The 18,781-nt window shown below is 68.3% G+C and carries 14 protein-coding genes; 3 read left to right on the top strand and 11 right to left on the bottom strand.

Going from position 1 to position 18,781, the window contains the following annotated elements; all coding sequences use genetic code 11:
• Positions 1-67: 67 nt before the first annotated feature.
• The 3 genes from EDL96_RS06320 to groES form a co-directional block, all read right to left on the bottom strand.
• A complete protein-coding gene (locus EDL96_RS06320; protein WP_123824955.1) occupies positions 68-2,215 on the bottom strand; it encodes an acyltransferase family protein in 2,148 nt (715 codons plus the stop codon).
• A gap of 207 nt (positions 2,216-2,422) precedes the next feature.
• Positions 2,423-4,024, bottom strand: a complete 1,602-nt coding sequence (groL, locus tag EDL96_RS06315; protein WP_123824954.1) for a chaperonin GroEL — start codon at positions 4,022-4,024, stop codon at positions 2,423-2,425.
• 17 nt (positions 4,025-4,041) lie between these two features.
• Positions 4,042-4,338 (bottom strand): co-chaperone GroES, encoded by a 297-nt coding sequence (gene groES, locus EDL96_RS06310; protein WP_047689510.1) that lies wholly within the window; start codon positions 4,336-4,338, stop codon positions 4,042-4,044.
• 324 nt (positions 4,339-4,662) lie between these two features.
• Here groES and EDL96_RS06305 point away from each other — a divergent pair, with 324 nt between their 5' ends.
• Positions 4,663-6,018: a THUMP-like domain-containing protein gene (locus EDL96_RS06305; RefSeq protein ID WP_407656917.1), complete on the top strand. Its 1,356-nt coding sequence runs from the start codon at positions 4,663-4,665 to the stop codon at positions 6,016-6,018.
• Between the two features lie 26 nt (positions 6,019-6,044).
• Here EDL96_RS06305 and EDL96_RS06300 read toward each other — a convergent pair whose 3' ends face one another.
• Entirely contained in the window at positions 6,045-7,430 is a 1,386-nt protein-coding gene (locus EDL96_RS06300) for a glycoside hydrolase family 3 protein (protein WP_158609518.1), read from the bottom strand.
• Positions 7,431-7,597: 167 nt separating this feature from the next.
• On the opposite strand from EDL96_RS06300, the gene EDL96_RS06295 reads away from it, so the two are divergent.
• On the top strand, positions 7,598-8,743 hold the full coding sequence (locus tag EDL96_RS06295; RefSeq protein WP_123824952.1) for a glutamate--cysteine ligase: 1,146 nt from the start codon (positions 7,598-7,600) through the stop codon (positions 8,741-8,743).
• Between the two features lie 135 nt (positions 8,744-8,878).
• On the opposite strand, the gene aceB is transcribed toward EDL96_RS06295, so the two are convergent.
• On the bottom strand, positions 8,879-10,567 hold the full coding sequence (gene aceB, locus EDL96_RS06290; protein ID WP_123824951.1) for a malate synthase A: 1,689 nt from the start codon (positions 10,565-10,567) through the stop codon (positions 8,879-8,881).
• A gap of 105 nt (positions 10,568-10,672) precedes the next feature.
• Positions 10,673-11,971 (bottom strand): isocitrate lyase, encoded by a 1,299-nt coding sequence (aceA, locus tag EDL96_RS06285; RefSeq protein ID WP_123824950.1) that lies wholly within the window; start codon positions 11,969-11,971, stop codon positions 10,673-10,675.
• Positions 11,972-12,255: 284 nt separating this feature from the next.
• On the opposite strand from aceA, the gene EDL96_RS06280 reads away from it, so the two are divergent.
• Complete coding sequence (locus EDL96_RS06280; protein WP_123824949.1) at positions 12,256-13,764, top strand: helix-turn-helix domain-containing protein; 1,509 nt, start codon at positions 12,256-12,258, stop codon at positions 13,762-13,764.
• Positions 13,765-13,815: 51 nt separating this feature from the next.
• Here the strand turns inward: EDL96_RS06280 and tsaD are convergent, their stop codons facing one another.
• From tsaD to alr, 5 genes are read right to left on the bottom strand one after another with little or no spacing between them, the layout of a single operon-like run.
• Positions 13,816-14,946 carry a tRNA (adenosine(37)-N6)-threonylcarbamoyltransferase complex transferase subunit TsaD gene (gene tsaD, locus EDL96_RS06275; protein WP_123824948.1) on the bottom strand — a complete coding sequence of 377 codons (1,131 nt, stop codon included), beginning with the start codon at positions 14,944-14,946 and terminating at the stop codon, positions 13,816-13,818.
• Positions 14,930-15,535: a ribosomal protein S18-alanine N-acetyltransferase gene (gene rimI, locus EDL96_RS06270; protein WP_123824947.1), complete on the bottom strand. Its 606-nt coding sequence runs from the start codon at positions 15,533-15,535 to the stop codon at positions 14,930-14,932. The genes tsaD and rimI overlap by 17 nt, the downstream gene beginning before the upstream one ends.
• Positions 15,532-16,263 (bottom strand): tRNA (adenosine(37)-N6)-threonylcarbamoyltransferase complex dimerization subunit type 1 TsaB, encoded by a 732-nt coding sequence (gene tsaB, locus EDL96_RS06265; RefSeq protein ID WP_123824946.1) that lies wholly within the window; start codon positions 16,261-16,263, stop codon positions 15,532-15,534. Before tsaB ends, rimI begins: the two co-directional genes overlap by 4 nt.
• Positions 16,264-16,295: 32 nt before the next feature.
• The gene (locus tag EDL96_RS06260; protein ID WP_123824945.1) at positions 16,296-16,814 is read right to left on the bottom strand and encodes a hypothetical protein; all 519 of its coding nucleotides are present in this window, start codon (positions 16,812-16,814) and stop codon (positions 16,296-16,298) included.
• Positions 16,815-16,874: 60 nt separating this feature from the next.
• Positions 16,875-18,740 (bottom strand): alanine racemase, encoded by a 1,866-nt coding sequence (gene alr / locus EDL96_RS06255; protein WP_233568718.1) that lies wholly within the window; start codon positions 18,738-18,740, stop codon positions 16,875-16,877.
• Positions 18,741-18,781 lie beyond the last annotated feature (41 nt).

Below are 18,781 nucleotides of genomic sequence, written 5' to 3'. Positions count from 1 at the left end.
GGGATGGGGCTTCGGCTCATTCTAGGCACCCGGCGGCACCGGCTCCCAAGACAGTGAGCCACGCCGCTCATTGGCCGCCGGTGGGCTCCATCGACGGGTCCTTCTCCAGTTCACCGGGTTCGACCAGGGGCAGGTCCGGTTGTTCCTCCACGACGACGCCGTCCGTGGCCACTGCGGCGGTGAAGCGTTCGGCGAAGACGGGTGCCAAGGAGCGCGTGAACGGAACCGTCAGGTGCCCTGAGTCCCACTGGACGTACATGTTGCCGATGACCGCGGGGCACTTCTCGTCCGGGCAGACCTGATCCACCAGGTCCACCTCGGAGAACAGAGGATTCGCGTCAGCCAGGGGCTGAGCGGGGTCCGGTTGGCCGAGCATCGGATGCCCCCGGGTGCACTCCGGGGCACCGTCGGTCCGGGACTGCAGGGCACAGTCCGCACCGGGTTCCGTGAAACGCGGAATGTCGCGGATCCCCACCACGCGACGTCCTTCGTCGGTCAGCTCCTGCAGCCGTTGCGCGAACGGTTCCTTGTAGAACTCACCCTCGGCATTGGTGAACGTCGACTGGGTGACGATCATGTCCGGGTCGACGGTCTCGATCAGCGGGTCGGCTGCTGCCAGCCACGGGCGGCAGTTGTCAAAGCGTTGATCCTCCTCGGTGGTGAAGTAACAGCCCGGATTGATGTAGGTCACGATGCGCCAGTTGTTGGCCTCGGCCAGCGGCCGAATGGCATCCAGCCAGTGTTCGGCGTGGGAGTTGCCGATCAGCAGAAGGGTCTGTTCAGGGTTCTCCACGTCAGGCGTGGCGTTGGTGCACAGCCCCTGTGCTTCTGCCGGGATGTTCCACTCCGCCGGGCAGGCCGGTCCACGGTTGGGAGCCTGAGCCTCGAGCTGCTGGGGCAACGGGATGGTGGGGGCGTCGTCGTTACCCGTGGGCTGGTAGTCGGCGGCCAGCGAATACGCACCGGGGTTGTCCGTGTTCGGACCACTCGGGGCCGTCTCCACCTGCCGGTTCATGGCCTGCTGCCAGGCCAACGCGGGGGTGAGGCCGATGATCAGGCACAAGATGACCGCACCGATTAGTCGGGGCTTGGTCGCCTCCGGCCACTTCCACTTCTTGAGGGGCTTTTCGATGAACTTGGTGGCCAGGATGGCCAGGCCCAGTGACACCAGGACGAGCACCACGCCCGAGCGGGGGCCCGCGACGGGGCGCTCACGCAGAACCAGGTAGGTGATCAGCAGCGGCCAGTGCACCAGGTACAGGGCGTAGGAGGCGTCACCGAGTTTGACCAGCGGCCGGGAGGCGAAGATCCGGTCGAGCCCGATCGGGGAACCGGACTGCCCGGCGACCATGATGGCGGCGGCCGACAGGAGCGGCCACAGCGCGATCCACCCGGGGAAGGCGCCCTGGACATCCACCAGAAAGCCCACCAGGATCATGGAGATCAGGCCGGCCCACCCCAGTGGGACGCGCAACCAGCGGGGCGGGTTGAGGTACGGAATCGCCAGGGCCAGCAGGGAGCCCAGGGCGAATTCCCAGAGGCGGGTGCGGGTGTCGAAGTAGGCGAATTCCTGCTGTTCGGCCGTGGTGATCACGGAGAAGATCAGGGAAGCCGTGAACACCGCCCCGAAGAGAACGGCGAGAACCGGGACCACGCGCAACCGGGTGCGTCGGGTGATCAACCAGGCCAGGCCGAAGATCAGCGGCCAGGTGAGAAAGACCTGTCCCTGGACAGACAGCGACCAGAAGTGCTGCAGGGGGCTGGCCGTGGAGCGGTCGACCGCGTAGTAGTCCACCTGGGTGAAGGCCAAGGCCCAGTTCTGGGTGTAGGTCAGCGTCGAGACGGCTTGGCGCGTGACTTCCTCGAACCGGTTGGCGGGGAAGAACAGTGCGGTCAGCACCAAGGTGCCCAGAACGGTGACCACGGCCATGGGGAGCAGCCGCTTGAAGGTGTGCAACCAGTAGCGGCCCAGTTGCAGAGGCCGGCCGCCTTCGAGCTTGCGCACGAAGGAGAGCGTCATGAAGAACGCGGAGATCAGCAGGAAGATGTCCACGCCACCGGATACCCGGCCGAAGAAGATGTGGTAGGACACGACCATGAAGACGGCCACGGCCCGCAGGCCCTGGATCTCCGGGCGGAATCCCGAGTACCGGGCCACCTGGTCCACAGCGGCGGGGTCGAGGCCCGACTTCCGCTCCTGGCCGATTTCACCCATGCTTCTCTTCAATCCCCTCGTCCAGACACGGCGACCCGGCGGTCGGCCCGGGCCCTGGTGCGACGTTGCGACACGGAAGCGGCCCGCTCCCAGACCGCACGCGGCTTGAACTTACCAGCGAAAAGCCTCGCCCACCCGTAACCGGGTGGGCGAGGCTCGTCACCTGGCGGGGCCCTTCAGGGGCGCCGCCCGTGTTCTGTCAGGGCGTCAGTGCTGGTGCCCGTGATCGTCGGACTCGGCCGGCTTGTCCGTGACCAGCGTCTCCGTGGTCAGGACCAGCGCGGCGATCGAAGCGGCGTTCTGCAGAGCGGAACGCGTAACCTTGACCGGATCGATGATCCCGGCGGCCAGCAGGTCGGTGTACCGGTCTGCCTTGGCGTCGTAGCCGTTGCCCGGCTCCAGGTCCTGGACCCGGGACACGACGACGTAGCCGTCCTGACCGGCGTTCTGCGCGATCCACCGCAAGGGTTCACGCAGGGCCCGGCGGACGATGTCCACCGCCACCAGGGCGTCACCGCTGAGGCCGAGATCGTTCTCGTCCAGAGCCTTGGAGGCGTGCACCAGAGCCGAACCACCGCCGGCGACGATGCCCTGCTCCAGGGCAGCGCGGGTCGAGGACACGGCGTCTTCGATCCGGTGCTTGCGTTCCTTGGCCTCGACCTCGGTCGCAGCGCCCACCTTGATGACCGAGACACCGCCGGAGAGGCGCGCCAGGCGCTCCTGCAGCTTCTCCCGGTCCCATTCGGAATCGGTGCGCTCGACCTGGGCCCGGATCTGGGAGACCCGATCCTCGATGGCTTCGGTGGTGCCGCCGCCGTCGACGATCGTGGTGTCGTTCTTGGTCACGGTCACGGTGCGGGCCGTGCCGAGCTGGTCCAGGGTGACCTGCTCGAGCGTGATCCCCAGTTCGGAGGTCACCACGGTGCCACCGGTCAGGGCGGCCAGGTCCTCCAGGATCGCCTTGCGGCGGTCCCCGAAGCCCGGTGCCTTGAGGGCGACGACGTCCAGGTTGCCGCGCAGCTTGTTGACCACGAGCGTGGACAGGGCTTCGCCCTCGACGTCCTCGGCGATGATCGTCAGCGGCTTCTTGGCCTGCAGGACCTTCTCGAGCACCGGCATGATGTCGGCGGCCGAGGAGATCTTGCCCTGGTAGAGCAGGATGTAGCCATCGGACATGACGGCTTCCTGGCGCTCGGCGTCCTTGACGAACGACGGCGACAGGTAGCCCTTGTCGAACTGCATGCCTTCGGTGACGTCGAGTTCGATCTCGGTGCCCGAGCCGTCCTCGATCGTGATCACGCCGTCCTTGCCCACCACGGAGAAGGCACGGGCGATCAGTTCGCCGATCTCGTCGGACTGCGAGGAGATGGCGGCGACCCTGGCGGTCTGTTCGCCTTCCACGGGGCGGGCGTTGTCCAGCAGACGCTGGGACACTGCCTCCACCGCGGCCTCGATGCCCTTCTTGATCTGGGCGGGAGCGGCACCGGCGGCCACGTTTCGCAGGCCTTCGGTCACCAGCGCCTGGGCCAGCACCGTTGCGGTGGTGGTTCCGTCACCGGCGACGTCGTTGGTCTTGGTCGCGACTTCCTTGGCCAGTTGGGCGCCCAGGTTCTCGTACGCGTCGTCGAGCTCGACCTCGCGGGCGATGGTCACGCCGTCGTTGGTGATGACGGGTGCGCCCCACTGCTTGTCGAGCACCACGTTGCGGCCGCGGGGGCCCAGGGTGACCTTGACGGTGTCGGCGAGTTTGTCGACGCCCGCCTTCAGATGGTTACGGGCGTCCTCATTGAAAATGAGTTGCTTTGCCATGTCGGTGTGAACTCAGCTCACTTCTCGACGACGGCGAGGACGTCGCGCGCCGGGAGGACCAGGTACTCCTGGCCGCCGTACTTGACCTCGGTTCCGCCGTACTTGGAGAAGATCACGACGTCGCCCTCCTTGACGTCCATCGGAAGGCGGTTGCCGGACTCGTCAAAACGACCCGGGCCGACAGCCAGGACCTTGCCCTCCTGGGGCTTCTCCTTGGCGGTGTCCGGGATGACCAGACCGGAAGCGGTGGTCTGCTCGGCTTCAACAACCTGAACGACGATGCGGTCTTCGAGCGGCTTGATGGAGATCGACACGATGGCTCCTTTTCATGGACTCACGGGTGAGTCGCGTCGGAATGCTTGTGCTTGTCACGGTCACTCACCCGGGCTGCTGCCCCCTGTGCGCGGCCACTCGAGGTGGCCGGGTCAGGGGATCCCGGATGGACGTGGACCTGCGGGCGTGCCAACCGTCGTCGCGGTGCCGATCGGCCCGATTCCCTTAGCACCCCCGCAAGGAGAGTGCCAACGATCACTGTAAGAGCCCCTTAGCAGTCGGTCAAGGCGAGTGCCAGCCTGACGCTCACAGCGGACAGTGGGTCCGTGGCTGGCCCGGAGCCGGCCGACGGTAGCGTGGTGGTTGTGTCCTCCGCGTACGCCTCCGATGCCCCAGCCCCGGTCGAGGAATCTTCACCACTGTTGCGCCTGTTGACCCCCGAGGGTCGAGCCTTGGTGGACGGGCTGGGTCCGTACCGCGAACGCGACGCCCTTGCGCACGTGACGCGTCTGCGCGCGGAGGGGGTCGATCCGGAGGTGGCGGCCGCCGCCGTGACCCAGTCCCGACTTCGGACCGCCGCCGCGGAGAAGTTCGGCGATCGGGCTCCCCGGATGTTCTTCACCCGAGCGGGTCTGGAACAGGCCACCCGCCACGCGGTGGCCGATCTTCACGCCCGCCGATTCGCGGCGGCAGGTGTGGCGAACGTGGCCGATCTGGGCTGTGGCATCGGCGCGGACGCCATCGCACTGGCCGAGCGCGGACTCGGCGTCGTGGCGGTGGAGCTCGATCCCACGACCGCAGCGGTCGCCTCGGCCAATCTGGCGGACTTCCGGGACACCACCGTGGTCTGCGGTGACGTGCTCGACCTCGGGCTCGACGACCTCCCGGGTGGGCGCCCCGAGGCGGTGTGGCTGGATCCGGCGCGGCGCACACCGGACCGTCCCGAATCCGCGGCGAGCCACCGGCTCTTCGACCCGGAAGCGTTCTCCCCTCCCCTGTCCTTCGTCGAGGCTCTTGCCGCCACCGGGATGCCCGTGGGGGTCAAGCTGGGGCCGGGCCTTCCGCACGACGCCATCCCCTCGGGGTGCGAAGCCCAATGGGTCTCCCACCGCGGGGACGTTGTCGAAGTCGTGCTCTGGTTCAACACCCTGGCGCGCGAAGGCGTACGACGCGCGGCGACCGTCATGGACGACGACGGCCGGGTCCACGAGTTGACCTCCGCCGAGGACTTTCCACAGGGGCCCACGGACGCTCAATCCCAGGGGTCGCCGTCGTCGGAACCGACGTCAGAGGCGTCATCGGAACCGACGCCCCGCGGGGTGCCGAACGCAGGCGAACTCCTGTGGGAACCCGACGGCGCGGTGATCCGGGCCGGGCTGGTGCAGGAACTGGCCGCGGACCTGGGCGCCCAATTGCTGCATCCTCGGATCGCCTACCTGGTCGGGTTGGAATCGGAAGATGCCACTACCGCATCACCGTTCGCCCGCGCCTACCGCATCCGGGAAGTCCTGCCGCACACCGTCAAGGTGCTCAAGACCTGGGTCAAGACCAACCAGGTGGGAACCCTGGAGATCAAGAAGCGGGGCACGGATGTCACCCCCGAGCAGCTGCGCAAGCAGCTCAAACCCAAGGGGCCCAACCGCGCCACCCTGATCCTCACCCGGGTGGCCACCGACGACGGCGAGCGCCGCGTGGTCCTGGTCGCGGACCCCGTGCGGTAGTCCGTTTCTCGGTTTCACCAAGCGCGTCACTGCGCGGGCTGGGCCTCCTCGATCCTGGTGACCAGCTCCTGGTGGCTGCCCGGTTCACTGGCCGGGGCCTCCGGGTCCTCGGCAGCCTTCTTCTGCATCATCTGCAGGGCCACCACCCGGGTCGCGGCCTCGTCGAGCCGGTCCTCCGGGATGGCACCGGATTCGACGGCCTGGACGATGTCGGCGTGGGCGACGGCCTCGTCCTCGGGCATGAGCAGCAGGTCCGCGCCGGCCTGCAGTGCGGCGCCGGCCGGGGTGGTCACGCCGGTGTCGATCGTCTTTCCGGGACCGACCATGCCATGCAGTGCACCCATGTCCAGCGCATCTGTCACCACCGCGCCCTTGAAGCCCAGGTCGTTGCGGACGGCGTCGTAGGCCTTCGACTGCAGTGTTGCGGGGATCTTTGCGTCCCATTCCGAGACCGCGATGTGGCCCATCATGACCGTCGGGGCACCGGCGTCCACCGCGGCCTGGAAGGGCACCCAGTCGGAGGTCTTGAGGTCCTCGACGGACTTCTCCTGGACCGGCAGGCCGACGTGGGAGTCGGTGGTCACGGACCCGTGTCCCGGGAAGTGCTTGGGAGATGACACCAGTCCCGCGCCCGTGTGCCCCTCGACGGAGGCCACGGCCTGCTCCCCCACGTTCTCCGGAACCGACCCGTAGGAGCGGTCCAGGATCACGGCGTCCCCTGGCGTGGTGACGTCCGCGGACGGTGCGTTGTTCATCGTGAAGCCGAGCCCCGAGAGCTCCGAGGCCAACCCCGCGGCCGCTTCCCTGGTCAGGTCGGGGTCATTCGCCGCGCCGATGTCCGAGGTCAGCGGCCACTGGGTCAAGGGCGCTCCGAGGCGGGTGACCGTACCGCCTTCCTGGTCCACCGAGATGATGCCGGGCCAGTCCTGGCCTTCGTGCGCGCTGGACAGCGCGTCCTGCATCCGGGCGTTCTGCTCGGTCATGGCGTTCACGTCCACGCCCTGAGCACCACCCAGCGCGCTGTCCTCCTGGGTCTCACCCGCTCCCCCCGTTGTCGGCACGTTGCGACCCATGACGATCACACCGCCCAGATGGAGGTCCTCAATCGTCTGGATCTGGGCGTCGACGGCGGCGGCGTCCGACCCGTCGAAGCTCGCCACGATGACCTGACCGGCCTTCTCCTCCACGCTCATCGACCGGACGGCCTGTTCGGCGGCCTCCTGGGTTGCGGCGTCGACGGCCCATGGGCCCGTCGTCGTCGAGGTGGTGGAGGTCGGATCACCGGAGGCCGAAGCGGCACCGGAGGAACCGTCACCGGGTCCACCCGATGCGCATGACGGGAGCACGAACAGCCCTGCGGTCAGGAGGACGGTGGTGGCCAAGCCGGAGGGGGAAATCGGGTTACGGCGCATGTCCTCCAGACTAGACAGGACATCCGGTACTGGCAGCCTGCTCCCTAAACTAGAGTGTGTTCTCCGCGGGCTGCGACGCCGTAGTCCGCACCCGTGAACGCCCGTTCCACACAGTTCCCACCCGTTCCCCTTCCGTTCCATACGGCGCACATCGGCAGCGAGGTTCCGTGCACATCGAGTTCGAGCACTCCTCCCAGTCCACGATCGGTCTGGAATGGGAAGTGGCCCTGGTCGACGCCACCACCGGTGCGCTGGTGCCCCGCGGCCAAGAGGTCATGAAGGCCGTACACCAGGCGCTGCCCGATCGCGCCGACGACCAGGCCATGGGCCCCACCCTCACGGGAGAGTTCCTGGAGAACACGGTCGAACTGGTCACGGGCGTGTGCGACACCGTTTCACAAGCCACGGGTCAGCTCGCCGAACTCATGCGGGAGATTCGAGGCATTGCCGAGCCCCGCGGGCTGGCCGTGTTCTCTGCCGGCACCCATCCGTTCTCGCGGTGGCAGGAACAGTCCGTGGTGGACAAGGACCGCTACTTCACGGTGGTGGACCGCGCCCAGTACTGGGGCCGACAAATGGTCATCTACGGAATGCACGTCCACGTGGGGGTCGACTCGCAGGACAAGGCGCTGCCCGTGCAGGACCGACTGCTGGCCCACTACCCGCACCTGCTGGCGTTGTCCGCCAATTCGCCGTACTGGAACGGGCAGGACACCGGCTATGCCTCCCACCGCTCCCAGATCTTCCAGCAGCTGCCCACCGCGGGTCTCCCCTACGCGTTCAAGGACTGGGCGGAGTACGAACAGCACCTGGGTGACCTGTTGACCACCGGCGTGATCGACGACATCAGCGAATCGCGCCTGGACGTGCGTCCGGTCCCCAAGTTCGGGACGGTGGAGATGCGTTTCTGCGACGCCCCGTCCAGCCTCCGGCACATCGGCGCGATCGCCGCCCTCACCCAGTGCCTGGTCGAGGAGACCTCCAGGATTCTCGACGGCGGCGGGACGGTCGAGCAGATGCGTCCCTGGCTGGTCAAGGAGAACAAGTGGCGGGCGGCACGGTACGGCCTGGACGCCATCATCATCAAGGACAACTCCCTGGCCGAACCGCGCGTCACCGACCACCTGGCGGAGATCGTCGAGCGGCTCACTCCCATTGCCGAGGACCTGGGGTGCGCCACCGAGCTGTCCTGGGTTCTGGAGATCATCGCCGACGGCGCCGGTTACCAGCGGCAGCGAGCGATCGCTGACGCCCACGACGGCGACCTGCGCGAAACCGCCCTGGACGTGGTCCGCCAGGTCCAGACCTCCTGAAGCACCACCCCCACCACCGCTCCCCCACCCCCACACTCCCCGCCGCCACATGCGCCGAGTTCGGGGTTGTTCCGCCTATTCGGTCGAATAGGCGGAACAACCCCGAACTCGGCGGGTAGGTGGAGGAGAGACGGATCAGGCTGCGGCTTCTGCGAATGCCCGGGTCGGCTCCTCCCGGCGCTGGGCCGTTGCGGAGAGGCACTGTTCATAGGCCGGGACGGTCAGGAAGGCCGGGAACTGCTCCGCGAGGGCGGAGGCCACGAACAGGTCCCGGGCGTCGTCGAACCGGTCGCCGTCGGTGCGCGACAGTTCCGTGAAAACCTCTTCCACCATCTCCTGAACCCAGGCACGGGTGACCTTGCGGGCGTCACCGACTTCCGACGTGCGGGCGTGGGCGCCGGCGTCGATCCACTGCCAGATCTGCGAACGCGAGATCTCAGCGGTGGCAGCGTCCTCCATGAGTCCGTGGATGGCGGCGGCACCCGTGCCCCGCAGCCAGGACTCCATGTACCGGATTCCGACGTCAATGTTGAGCCGGATCCCGGCTTCGGTGATCTCACCTTCGGTCGCGCCCACATCGAGCAGTGCGGCGGCGTCCGGGGTGACGTCGGTGCGCTTCTGGGTGCGGATCTGGTGGGGGCAGGTGCCCAGGACCTCACCGAAGGCCTCCATGGCGATCGGCACCAGATCCGGATGGGCCACCCAGGAGCCGTCGAAGCCGTCGTTGGCCTCGCGCAGCTTGTCCTCGTGCACCTTCTCCAGGGCGGCCTTGTGCGCCTTGGGATCCTTCCGGTTCGGGATCTGGGCGGCCATCCCGCCGATCGCGGAGGCCCCACGGCGATGGCAGGCGCGGACGAGTTGGTCCGTGTAGGCACGCATCATGGGGGCGGTCATGGTGACCTGCGCGCGGTCCGGCAGCACGAACTCGGGCCCCCGGTCCCGGAACATCTTGATGATCGAGAAGATGTAGTCCCACCGTCCGGCGTTGAGACCGGCCGCGTGCTCGCGCAGCTCGTAGAGGATCTCCTCCATCTGGAAGGCGGCCGTGATGGTCTCCATGAGAACCGTGGCACGAATGGTTCCACGGTCGATCCGCAGGTAGTCCTGGGCGGCGCAGAACACGTCGTTCCACCAGCGCGCCTCGCGGTAGTGCTCGAGCTTGGAGAGGTAGAAGTAGGGGCCCCTGCTGCGCGAGATCAGTTCCTTGGCGTTGTGGAAGAAGTAGAGCCCGAAGTCCATGAGGGAGCCGGAGATGGGTTCCCCGTCCACCAACACGTGGTCCTCCGTGAGGTGCAGGCCGCGGGGCCGCACGTTGATCGTGGGGATCCGGTCCTGGGGGTCCGGGTCCAGGTGGTAGCGCTTGCCTGCCTCGGTGGTGAAGTCGATCTGGCGACGGATGGCGTCGTACATGTTGACCTGCCCGCCCACCACGTTCTCCCAGGCGGGGGTCGAGGAGTCCTCGAAATCGGCCATCCACCCCATGGCTCCCGAGTTCAAGGCGTTGACGGTCATCTTCCGGTCCACCGGGCCGGTGATCTCCACCTGGCGGTAGTTCAGGCCGGGGGCCAAGGGCGCCACCTGCCAGGTGTCGTCCTCCCGGATCGAACGCGTCTCCTCCGGGTAGTCCGGGGTCCACCCCCGGGAGATCTTGGCCTTGACCTCTTGGCGGTCCGCGAGCAGGTCGCGACGCCGGGACTCGAACTTCCGGTGCAAATGGGCCAGGAACTCAAGTGCTTCCAGGGTCAGGATCTTGCGTTGTCCAGGGACCTGGTGGCCCCGCAGCGTGATGCCGTTGACGGTCACTTCGGTGGTCGATGCAAACATGGCGTACTCCTGGGGGTGCGTGGGCGTTCGGGGCGGTGCGGGTGGTGTTGGTGGTGTTGGTGTTGGGTGCGACGGGTGGGATCGGTGCGGAACGGGCGGCTCCGCTCAGTGGAACTGCCCGGCCTCGGTCGAACCGGCCAGCGCCAGGGTCGAGCCCTCCGGGTTGAGGGCGGTGGAGATCGCGTCGAAGTACCCGGTGCCCACCTCGCGCTGGTGCTTGGTCGCGGTGTAGCCGTGCGCCTCGTCGGCGAACTCGCGTTCCTGGAGTTCCACGTAGGCGGACATCTGCCGTTCCTTGTACCCGCGGGCAAGGTCGAACATCGAGTGGTTCAGGGCGTGGAAACCGGCCAGGGTGATGAACTGGAAGGTGAAACCCATGGCACCGAGCTCGCGTTGGAAGGTGGCGATCGTGGCGTCGTCCAGGTTCTTCCTCCAGTTGAACGACGGCGAACAGTTGTACGCCAGCATCTGGTCCGGGAACTCGGACTTGACGGCTTCGGCAAAGCGGCGGGCCAGGTTCAGGTCCGGGGTGCCGGTCTCCATCCAGATGAGATCCGCGTAGGGTGCGTAGGCCTTGGCGCGGGCGATGCACGGCTCCACCCCGTTACGGACCTGGTAGAAGCCTTCGGCGGTGCGGTCACCGGTCAGGAACTCGCGGTCACGGTCGTCGACGTCGGAGGTGATCAACGTGGCGGCCTCGGCATCTGTGCGGGCCACGATGACCGATGGAACGTCGGCGACGTCGGCGGCCAGTCGGGCCGCGTTGAGGGTCCGCACGTGCTGGCCGGTGGGGATCAGGACCTTGCCGCCCAGGTGGCCGCACTTCTTCTCGGAGGCCAGCTGGTCCTCCCAGTGCACCCCGGAGGCCCCGGCGGTGATCATGGACTTCATGAGTTCGTAGGCGTTGAGGGGGCCGCCGAAGCCGGCTTCGGCGTCGGCGACGATCGGCACCAACCAGTCCTCGACCGTGTGGACGCCTTCCGCGTGTTCGATCTGATCCGCACGCAGGAGCGCGTTGTTGATCCGACGGACCACTTGAGGAACGGAGTTGGCCGGGTACAGGGACTGGTCCGGGTACGTGTGGCCGGAAAGGTTGGCATCCGCGGCGACCTGCCAGCCGGAGAGGTAGATGGCCCGCAGGCCGGCCTTGACCTGCTGCACAGCCTGGTTGCCGGTCAACGCGCCGAGGGCGTTGGTGTAGTCACCCGTGCTGTGCTCCGTGCTCAGCTGATCCCACAGCTTCTCCGCACCGCGGCGGGCCAGCGTGTTCTCCTCCTGGACCCGACCCCGCAGCTTCACGACGTCGGCGGCGGTGAACGTCCGTTCGGTGTTCTGCCACCGCGGGTTGTTGTCCCAGTCGTGCTGGATGTGTTCGGCGGAAACGGGGGTGCGCTGCTGTGCCATGATCTGGCTCCGATCGTGATGTGTTGCTCGTGCTCTGTTGGTCGTCATCTGAAGTGCCTGGCGGTTGATTGCCCGGCTCGTGTGGACAACTCTGATCGCGCCGACCGGGCCGCACGAGGGGTCCGTCGAGAAAAGAACAGCCGCACCTGACGGGCTTCCAAGATGTGCAGGATTTGCGGGTCTTTCAAGCGAGAACGACCTCAGTTTCCGTGAAACGACATAAGATAACCGGTTCTTGACAGGAACGCGTGGACAGGCCCTCGCGGACCTGCCATAGTCCTGCCATGGCACTCCCCCCGATCCAGGCACTCCCGGCCCGCACCTCACCCTCTCCCCGGCTCGACTCCGGAGAGGCAGCCGAGTCCTGGGACGGCGTGGTGCTGGGGCGGCGGCTCCGGCATCTGCGCACGCAGCGCAGCCTCACTCTTGACGCCCTCGCGGATCGGGTCGGGGCAACGGCCTCCCACCTGTCGCTGGTCGAGAACGGCCGGCGAGAACCCAAGTTGAGCCTGCTCTCAGATCTGGCGTCGGCCCTGGGCGTCAGCATGGACGCCCTGCTGAGCACCGAGGCCCCGAGCCGGCGCGCGGCACTGGAGATCGCCGTCGAGAAGGCCCAGCGTTCCCCGCACTACGCCTCGCTGCAGCTGCCCACCGTCAAGATCACCCCGCGGATGCCCACGGAGGTGTTGGAAGTGATCGCCGGGCTGCAGCTGGAACTGCGTCGCCGGATGGAGGAGCAGGCCGCCACCCCCGAGGAGGCGCGGCGGGCGAACGTGGAGCTGCGGCAAGAGATGAAGGCCTGCGGCAACCACTACCCGGAGCTCGAACAGGAGGCTCAGCGGCTGCTCGAGGCCGTGGGGCACGCGGACCGGCCACTGAGCCACCACGCGGCGGCGGACATCGCGGAGCATCTGGGGTTCTCGGTGCACCTGGTCTCCGGGCTGCCCCATTCCACGCGGTCGGTGACGGACCTGAAGAACCGGCGGTTCTACCTCTCCCGCGTGGGGACACCCGGCCACGAGCCCCGTTCGGTGTTGCTGCAGGCCATCGGTGCGTACGTGTTGAACCAGGGCGAACCGGAGGACTACTCGGACTTCCTGCGCCAGCGGGTCTACACCAACTACTTCGCCGCGGCGCTCATGATGCCGCAGAAGCAAACCGTGCGGTTCCTTCGGACCGCCAAGGAACGCCGTGATCTGGCCATCGAGGACCTGCGCGACGTCTTCGGGGTCTCCTACGAATCAGCCGCCCACCGGTTCACCAACCTGGCCACCGAGCACTTAGGCATCCGCTGCCACTTCCAGAAGGTGCACGAGTCGGGCATCATCCACAAGGCCTACGAGAACGACGAGGTGCTCTTCCCGTCCGATCACATCGGCGCGATCGAGGGCCAGCAGGTCTGCCGGTACTGGACCTCACGGGAGGTCTTCGACGTCAGCGACCACTTCCGCGCCTTCAACCAGTACACGGACACCCCCAACGGGACGTACTGGTGCACCGCCGTGGTCGAGGGGCATTCCTCCGGCCTGTATTCGCTGTCCATCGGGGTGCCGTTCGACGACGCCCGGTGGTTCCGAGGCAAGGACACCACCTCCCGGTCCGTGTCCCGCTGCCCGGACCCGACGTGCTGCCGGATCCCCTCCCCCGAACTGGAATCCGCGTGGGGCGGCAACGCCCGCCCGGCCGCCCGGGCCAACGCGCACCTGCTGGCGGCCATGCCCTCCGGCGCCTTCCCGGGTGTGGACGAGGTCGAGGTCTTCCAGTTCCTGCAGGACCAGACGGAACGGGAGTAGTTCACAGCCGAGGTGGCGGGGCACAAGGGGCAGCGGTCGGAGCGCTCGCGGCTACGCTTCAGCCACGCTCACCGACGTGACCGGCAGACCGGGGTCGGCGGTGAACGCCAACCCCGTAGGAGCAACGCCCCGGGACACCAGTCGTGAACCGAGTGCTGCGACCATGGCCCCGTTGTCCGTGCACAGGGACAACGGCGGGACCACCAGGCGGATGCCGTGGTCGGCGCAGCGCTCGGCCAGCAGGTCGCGCAGACGGGAATTGGCGGCCACTCCGCCGCCCAGCAGGAGCGTGGTGATGCCGTTCTCCGTGGCGGCCAGCACGGCCTTGCGGGTGATGACGTCGACCACGGCCTCCTGGAAGGACGCGGCGATGTCGGCCACCGGAACCTCCAGCCCCTCCGCCTCGTGCGCCTCGACCACGCGGGCCACCGCGGTCTTGAGCCCGGAGAAGGAAAAGTCGTAGCGGCGCTTGCCGCGATTTTCAGCCGAGCCCATGTACTTGGCGTTGGACAGCCCGCGCGGGAACTTGAAGGCCTTCGGATCGCCGTCGACGGCGGCGCGGTCGATCGTGGGTCCGCCCGGGTAGCTCAGCCCGAGCAGCCGGGCCACCTTGTCGTAGGCCTCACCCGCGGCGTCGTCGATCGTGGCGCCCAGCAGTTCGACGTCGTCGGCGAGGTCCCTGACCCGCAGGATCTCGGTGTGCCCTCCGGAGACCAGGACCGCGCCGAGCCCCTGGACCAGGGCGCCGTCGTCGTCGACGAGCTCGCGGGTCACGTCGCCGTGGCCATCGTGCAGGAGGCCCACCGAGACGTGCGCGACCAGGTGATTGATTCCGTACAGGGGCTTGCCGGTCGACAGCGCCAAGGCCTTGGCCGCCGACACACCCACCATGAGCGCCCCGGCCAGCCCGGGACCCGCGGTCACCGCGATGGCGTCGACGTCGTCCAGGGTCACTCCCGCCGTCTCCAGCGCCTCCTGAAGCGTGGGGACGAAGGCCTCCAGGTGGGCGCGGGAGGCGATTTCAGGAATCACGCCACCGAAGCGGACGTGCTGATCCATGGACGATGACACGGTGTTGGCCAGCAGGGTGCGTCCACGCACGATGCCCACCCCGGTTTCGTCGCACGAGGTCTCGATGCCCAGGATCAGGGGGTCCCGAACGGATTCACTGGTCACGGTCATGGCCTTCGGTTCTCTGGCTTGTTGACTGGCTGGTTCTCTGGCTGGTGGTCGACGGGTCGGTTGTTGCGTGGACCGTGGTCATGTGGCCGGTCAGATCGGTGGTGCTCGGGGGCCGGGGCGGAGTCAGCTCGGCGCGCATGACCAGGGCGTCCACGCCCCCCGGGTAGTAACGGGGTCGGACCGTGAGGTCGCGATATCCGAAGCGGCGGTAGAGCTCCTGCGCGCGCTGGTTGTCCACGCGCACCTCCAGCAGCGCCTCACGCGCTCCGCGGTCGACGGCCTCCTGGTGGAGCCGGGTCAACAGGGCGGTTCCGATGCCGCGGCCCTCAACGCCCGGAACCACCGCGATGTTCTGGACGTCCGCCGTGTCGCCCACCACCATGACTCCCGCGTAACCGATCACTCGGTCCTCGGGTGGTGTGCCCGTGGTGGCGACCCAGTAGCTGCGGGTCGGATGGGTGACTTCCCCCAGGATCATCTCCAGGGACCACGCGTCGTCGGGAAAAATCTGCTGCTCGAGATGCTCAATGTCGGCCACATCAGCCACCGTGGCCGCGCGCAGACGCCAGGTTCCGGCCTGGGAACTCACGCCGTGGCCTTCTTCCGCGGGCCGGGAACCTTGGCGTCGGACTCCCGCAGGTACAGCGGCGAGGTGTCGTCGCTCAGTTCGAGGTCAGCCGCCAACGCGGCTGCCGCCGCCAGTCCCAACGACGCCGCGTGCGGTTGCCATTCGACGGGCGGAGCGGTGTCGTGGGCCCCTGGAACAGCTTGGAGCACCGGGTGCGCCAGGAGTTCGGGGTACAGGCCGGCACCACGACCGTAGACGGGTACGTCGGGGAGTTCCGAGGCCGCACCCACGCGGGGGCTGCCGCTCGCGAGGGCGCGTGGGCCGGCGTCCTCGCCGTCGGCCACGGTGTAGGTGGCCCAGTAGACCTCCCGGCGGCGCGCATCGGTGGCCACGGCGAACTCCGACGGGCGCACCGGCTCCGGGAGCGAGGCGACATCGTGGGCGATCGCCTCGAGGCTGCACATTCCGAAAAGTTCCAGATCCCACACGAAACCCAGCGTCCGCGCGGTCACCAGGCCGGCGCGCAGGCCGGTGAAGGGTCCCGGCCCCGTGCCCACCAGGATTCCGTCCAGCTCACCGGCCGCGATCCCGGCCTGGTTCAGCGTGGTTTCCACCGCGGGCGTCAAGACCTCGGCGTGGGAGCGGGTGTCCGCGGTCTCCCAGCGCGCGAGCACGCGGGGGGCCTGGGGCGTCGTGTCGACGACGGCGACCGAGGCTGCAGCGGAGGTATCAAGGCACAGCAAGAGCACCGCACCAGTCTAGGGTGTCGGCCTGATCCGACTCAGAGACGGCCGAGCGTCGCCAGCACCGCCATGAGCACCACGAACAGGACCAGGCCGACCGCGGAAGAGATCAGGGCCAGCCGTCGTCGCTTGTCCAACAGGGCGAACAAGCCACCGAGGACACCGAAAGCCAGCGGTGCGACGTTGAACCAGTGCGGCCACGGGTTCTCCGGATTGCGGACGTCCGGTAGCAGGAACACGATCAAGGCGGCCATGACCATGCACGCGTAGGTCTCCCACGGTGTTCGGTTCGGGTCCGCCGGTGGGCGTTTGCTCGGTGGGAACAGCGGCACGTGCTCGTTCTCGCCGGTCGCCGAACCGGTCCCGGTCGAACGGTGCGTGGCGGAACTCATGGCCCGCTGCCGGGCCGCGGCCACGCCGTCGGCCGGTGCCGCCGCGGATTCCGAACCGGACCGGGGACCCGAGCCGGCCCCCTGGTGCAAGTTCCGCTGACGGGCCTGCTGGGCCGCGGACATCTTCCGCCCGCGACGGGCGTTCTTGGTGCGCTTCTTGGACACGTGCGGTGGGTCCTTCCTCGGGCGGGCGACGCTGGGCCGTCCGCGGCCAGGGGCGTGTAATTACAAGAGATCCCGCGGAGCGGCTTCCACCCACCGCGGCCCGATGCCACGGATGGTCACGGTCCGGGGCTCGTCCTCGCCGTCGTCGGTCTCCGCTTCCAGGTCGGCCAGGACCGAGGCCAGATCGGGTGCCTGCCCCTCCTCCTTGGCACCGACGCCGCGGTCGATCGTGATCTCGAGCCGAGAATCGCTCAGGTGCTCGACCTTTCCGAGCCCCCACTCCACGACCGTCACGGCGGTGGGCAAGGTCTCCTCCAGGTCGATGTCGTCGACCTCCGCCGCGGTGGCCAGTCGGTAGGCGTCCACGTGCACCAGGGCGGGACCGCCCGGGTTTGGCCCCTCGGCGTCGTTCGGGTGGCGGCGGGCCAGGACGAACGTCGGTGAAATGATGCCCTCCCGGACACCGAGCCCCGCCCCGAGGCCCTGGGTGAAGGTGGTCTTGCCCGCCCCCAGCTCACCGGTGAGGACGAGCAGGTCACCGGTCCGCAGGTGCGCCGCAAGATTGCGGGCGATCTCCTGGGTCTGCTGCGCGGTGGTCGGGTGCAGGGTGAGGTTCCAGGCCTCTGGGGTCTCGGCGGCGTTCCCAGAAGACCCGGGGGCCTGCGCTGCGTCCCGGCCGGTGTCCACGTGTTCACGGGGCACGCGCTGACTGATCCGCGTGACGATTTCGTAGTCGATGGTCTGGGCTGCCCTGGACCACTCGCGCACGGAGGGGTTGTCGTCGGCTCCGAACAGAACCGCTTCCGCCCCCAACGGGTTGCGCTCGGTGTCCGTGGCCAGTCCGGGTTCCCCCAGATCCACCACGATCTGGTCCATGGCCACGCGCCCGACCTCCGCGTAGGTCACGCCATTGATGTGCACGGGTCCGCCGGTGCCGATGCGCGGCACACCGTCGGCGTACCCCAGCGGGACCAGGGCCAGCGTGGTCGCTTCGGGGGTCCGGTACCGGAATCCGTAGGACACGCCCTGACCGGCGGGGACCTCCTTGACGTTGCTGACCGTGGAGCGCAGCGTCATGGCGGGGATCAGGCCGAGGTCTTCCGCCGTGCGGTCCTCGAACGGGGAGATTCCGTAGAGTCCGATACCCACCCGCACCATGTCGTTGAGCATGCGCGCGGGATCCAGGAGGTTGGCGGCGTCGATGGTCCCGGGGGTGTTCGCCACGTGACGCACGCTCGGATCCAGACCAGCCTCCCTGGCCTGCTGCACGGCGCGTTCGAAGACCGTGAGTTGCTCCTCCGTCTCCGCGGCACCGGGGTCATCGGCGGCACCCAGGTGCGTCATGATCCCTACGACGACGACGTCCCCCCGCCCCTGGGCGGTAGCCGCCGCGCGCACGGCCGCGGGCCACGTCTGCATGGTGAACCCGTTCCGCCCCAACCCCGTGTCCACCTTGAGGTGGATGCGGGCGGTCCGCCCCGCGGCGGCCGCGGCCTGCGCGATGGGTTCCAGTTCCCACCCGGACACGGCGAGTTCGACGTCGTGCTCGACCGCGGCGGCGAAGTCCGTGTCCACGGTGTGCAGCCAGGCCAGCAGCGGAGCGTCGATGCCGGCGGCACGCAGCGCCATCGCCTCCGTCACGTGGGCCACGCCCAACGCGTCGGCACCGGCCTCGAGCGCGGCGCGGGCCACGGGGACGGCCCCGTGACCGTAGGCGTCCGCCTTGACCACGGCCATGAGTGCGGCCGGAGCAGCCAGCCTCTTCAGGTGCGTGACGTTGTGTCGGATGGCCGCCAGGTCGATCACCGCGGAGCGTTCGGGACGTGCCGGGGGCCGCGGCGTCGACGACGGCGCGGGGGCCGTCGTCGGGGCATCCGTCCGGGCTTCCGTCCGTGAAAGTGATGATGTCTGCAGGTCGGTGGTCACGCGCTCCATTGTGTCACCGGGCGGCGGTGTCACCGGGCGGC

Origin of the sequence: Kocuria soli (assembly GCF_003797835.1) — a bacterium.
Taxonomy (GTDB): domain Bacteria; phylum Actinomycetota; class Actinomycetes; order Actinomycetales; family Micrococcaceae; genus Kocuria; species Kocuria soli.
The sequence above is the reverse complement of the archived record's forward strand: the minus strand, read 5'-3'. Positions and strand labels throughout refer to the sequence as shown.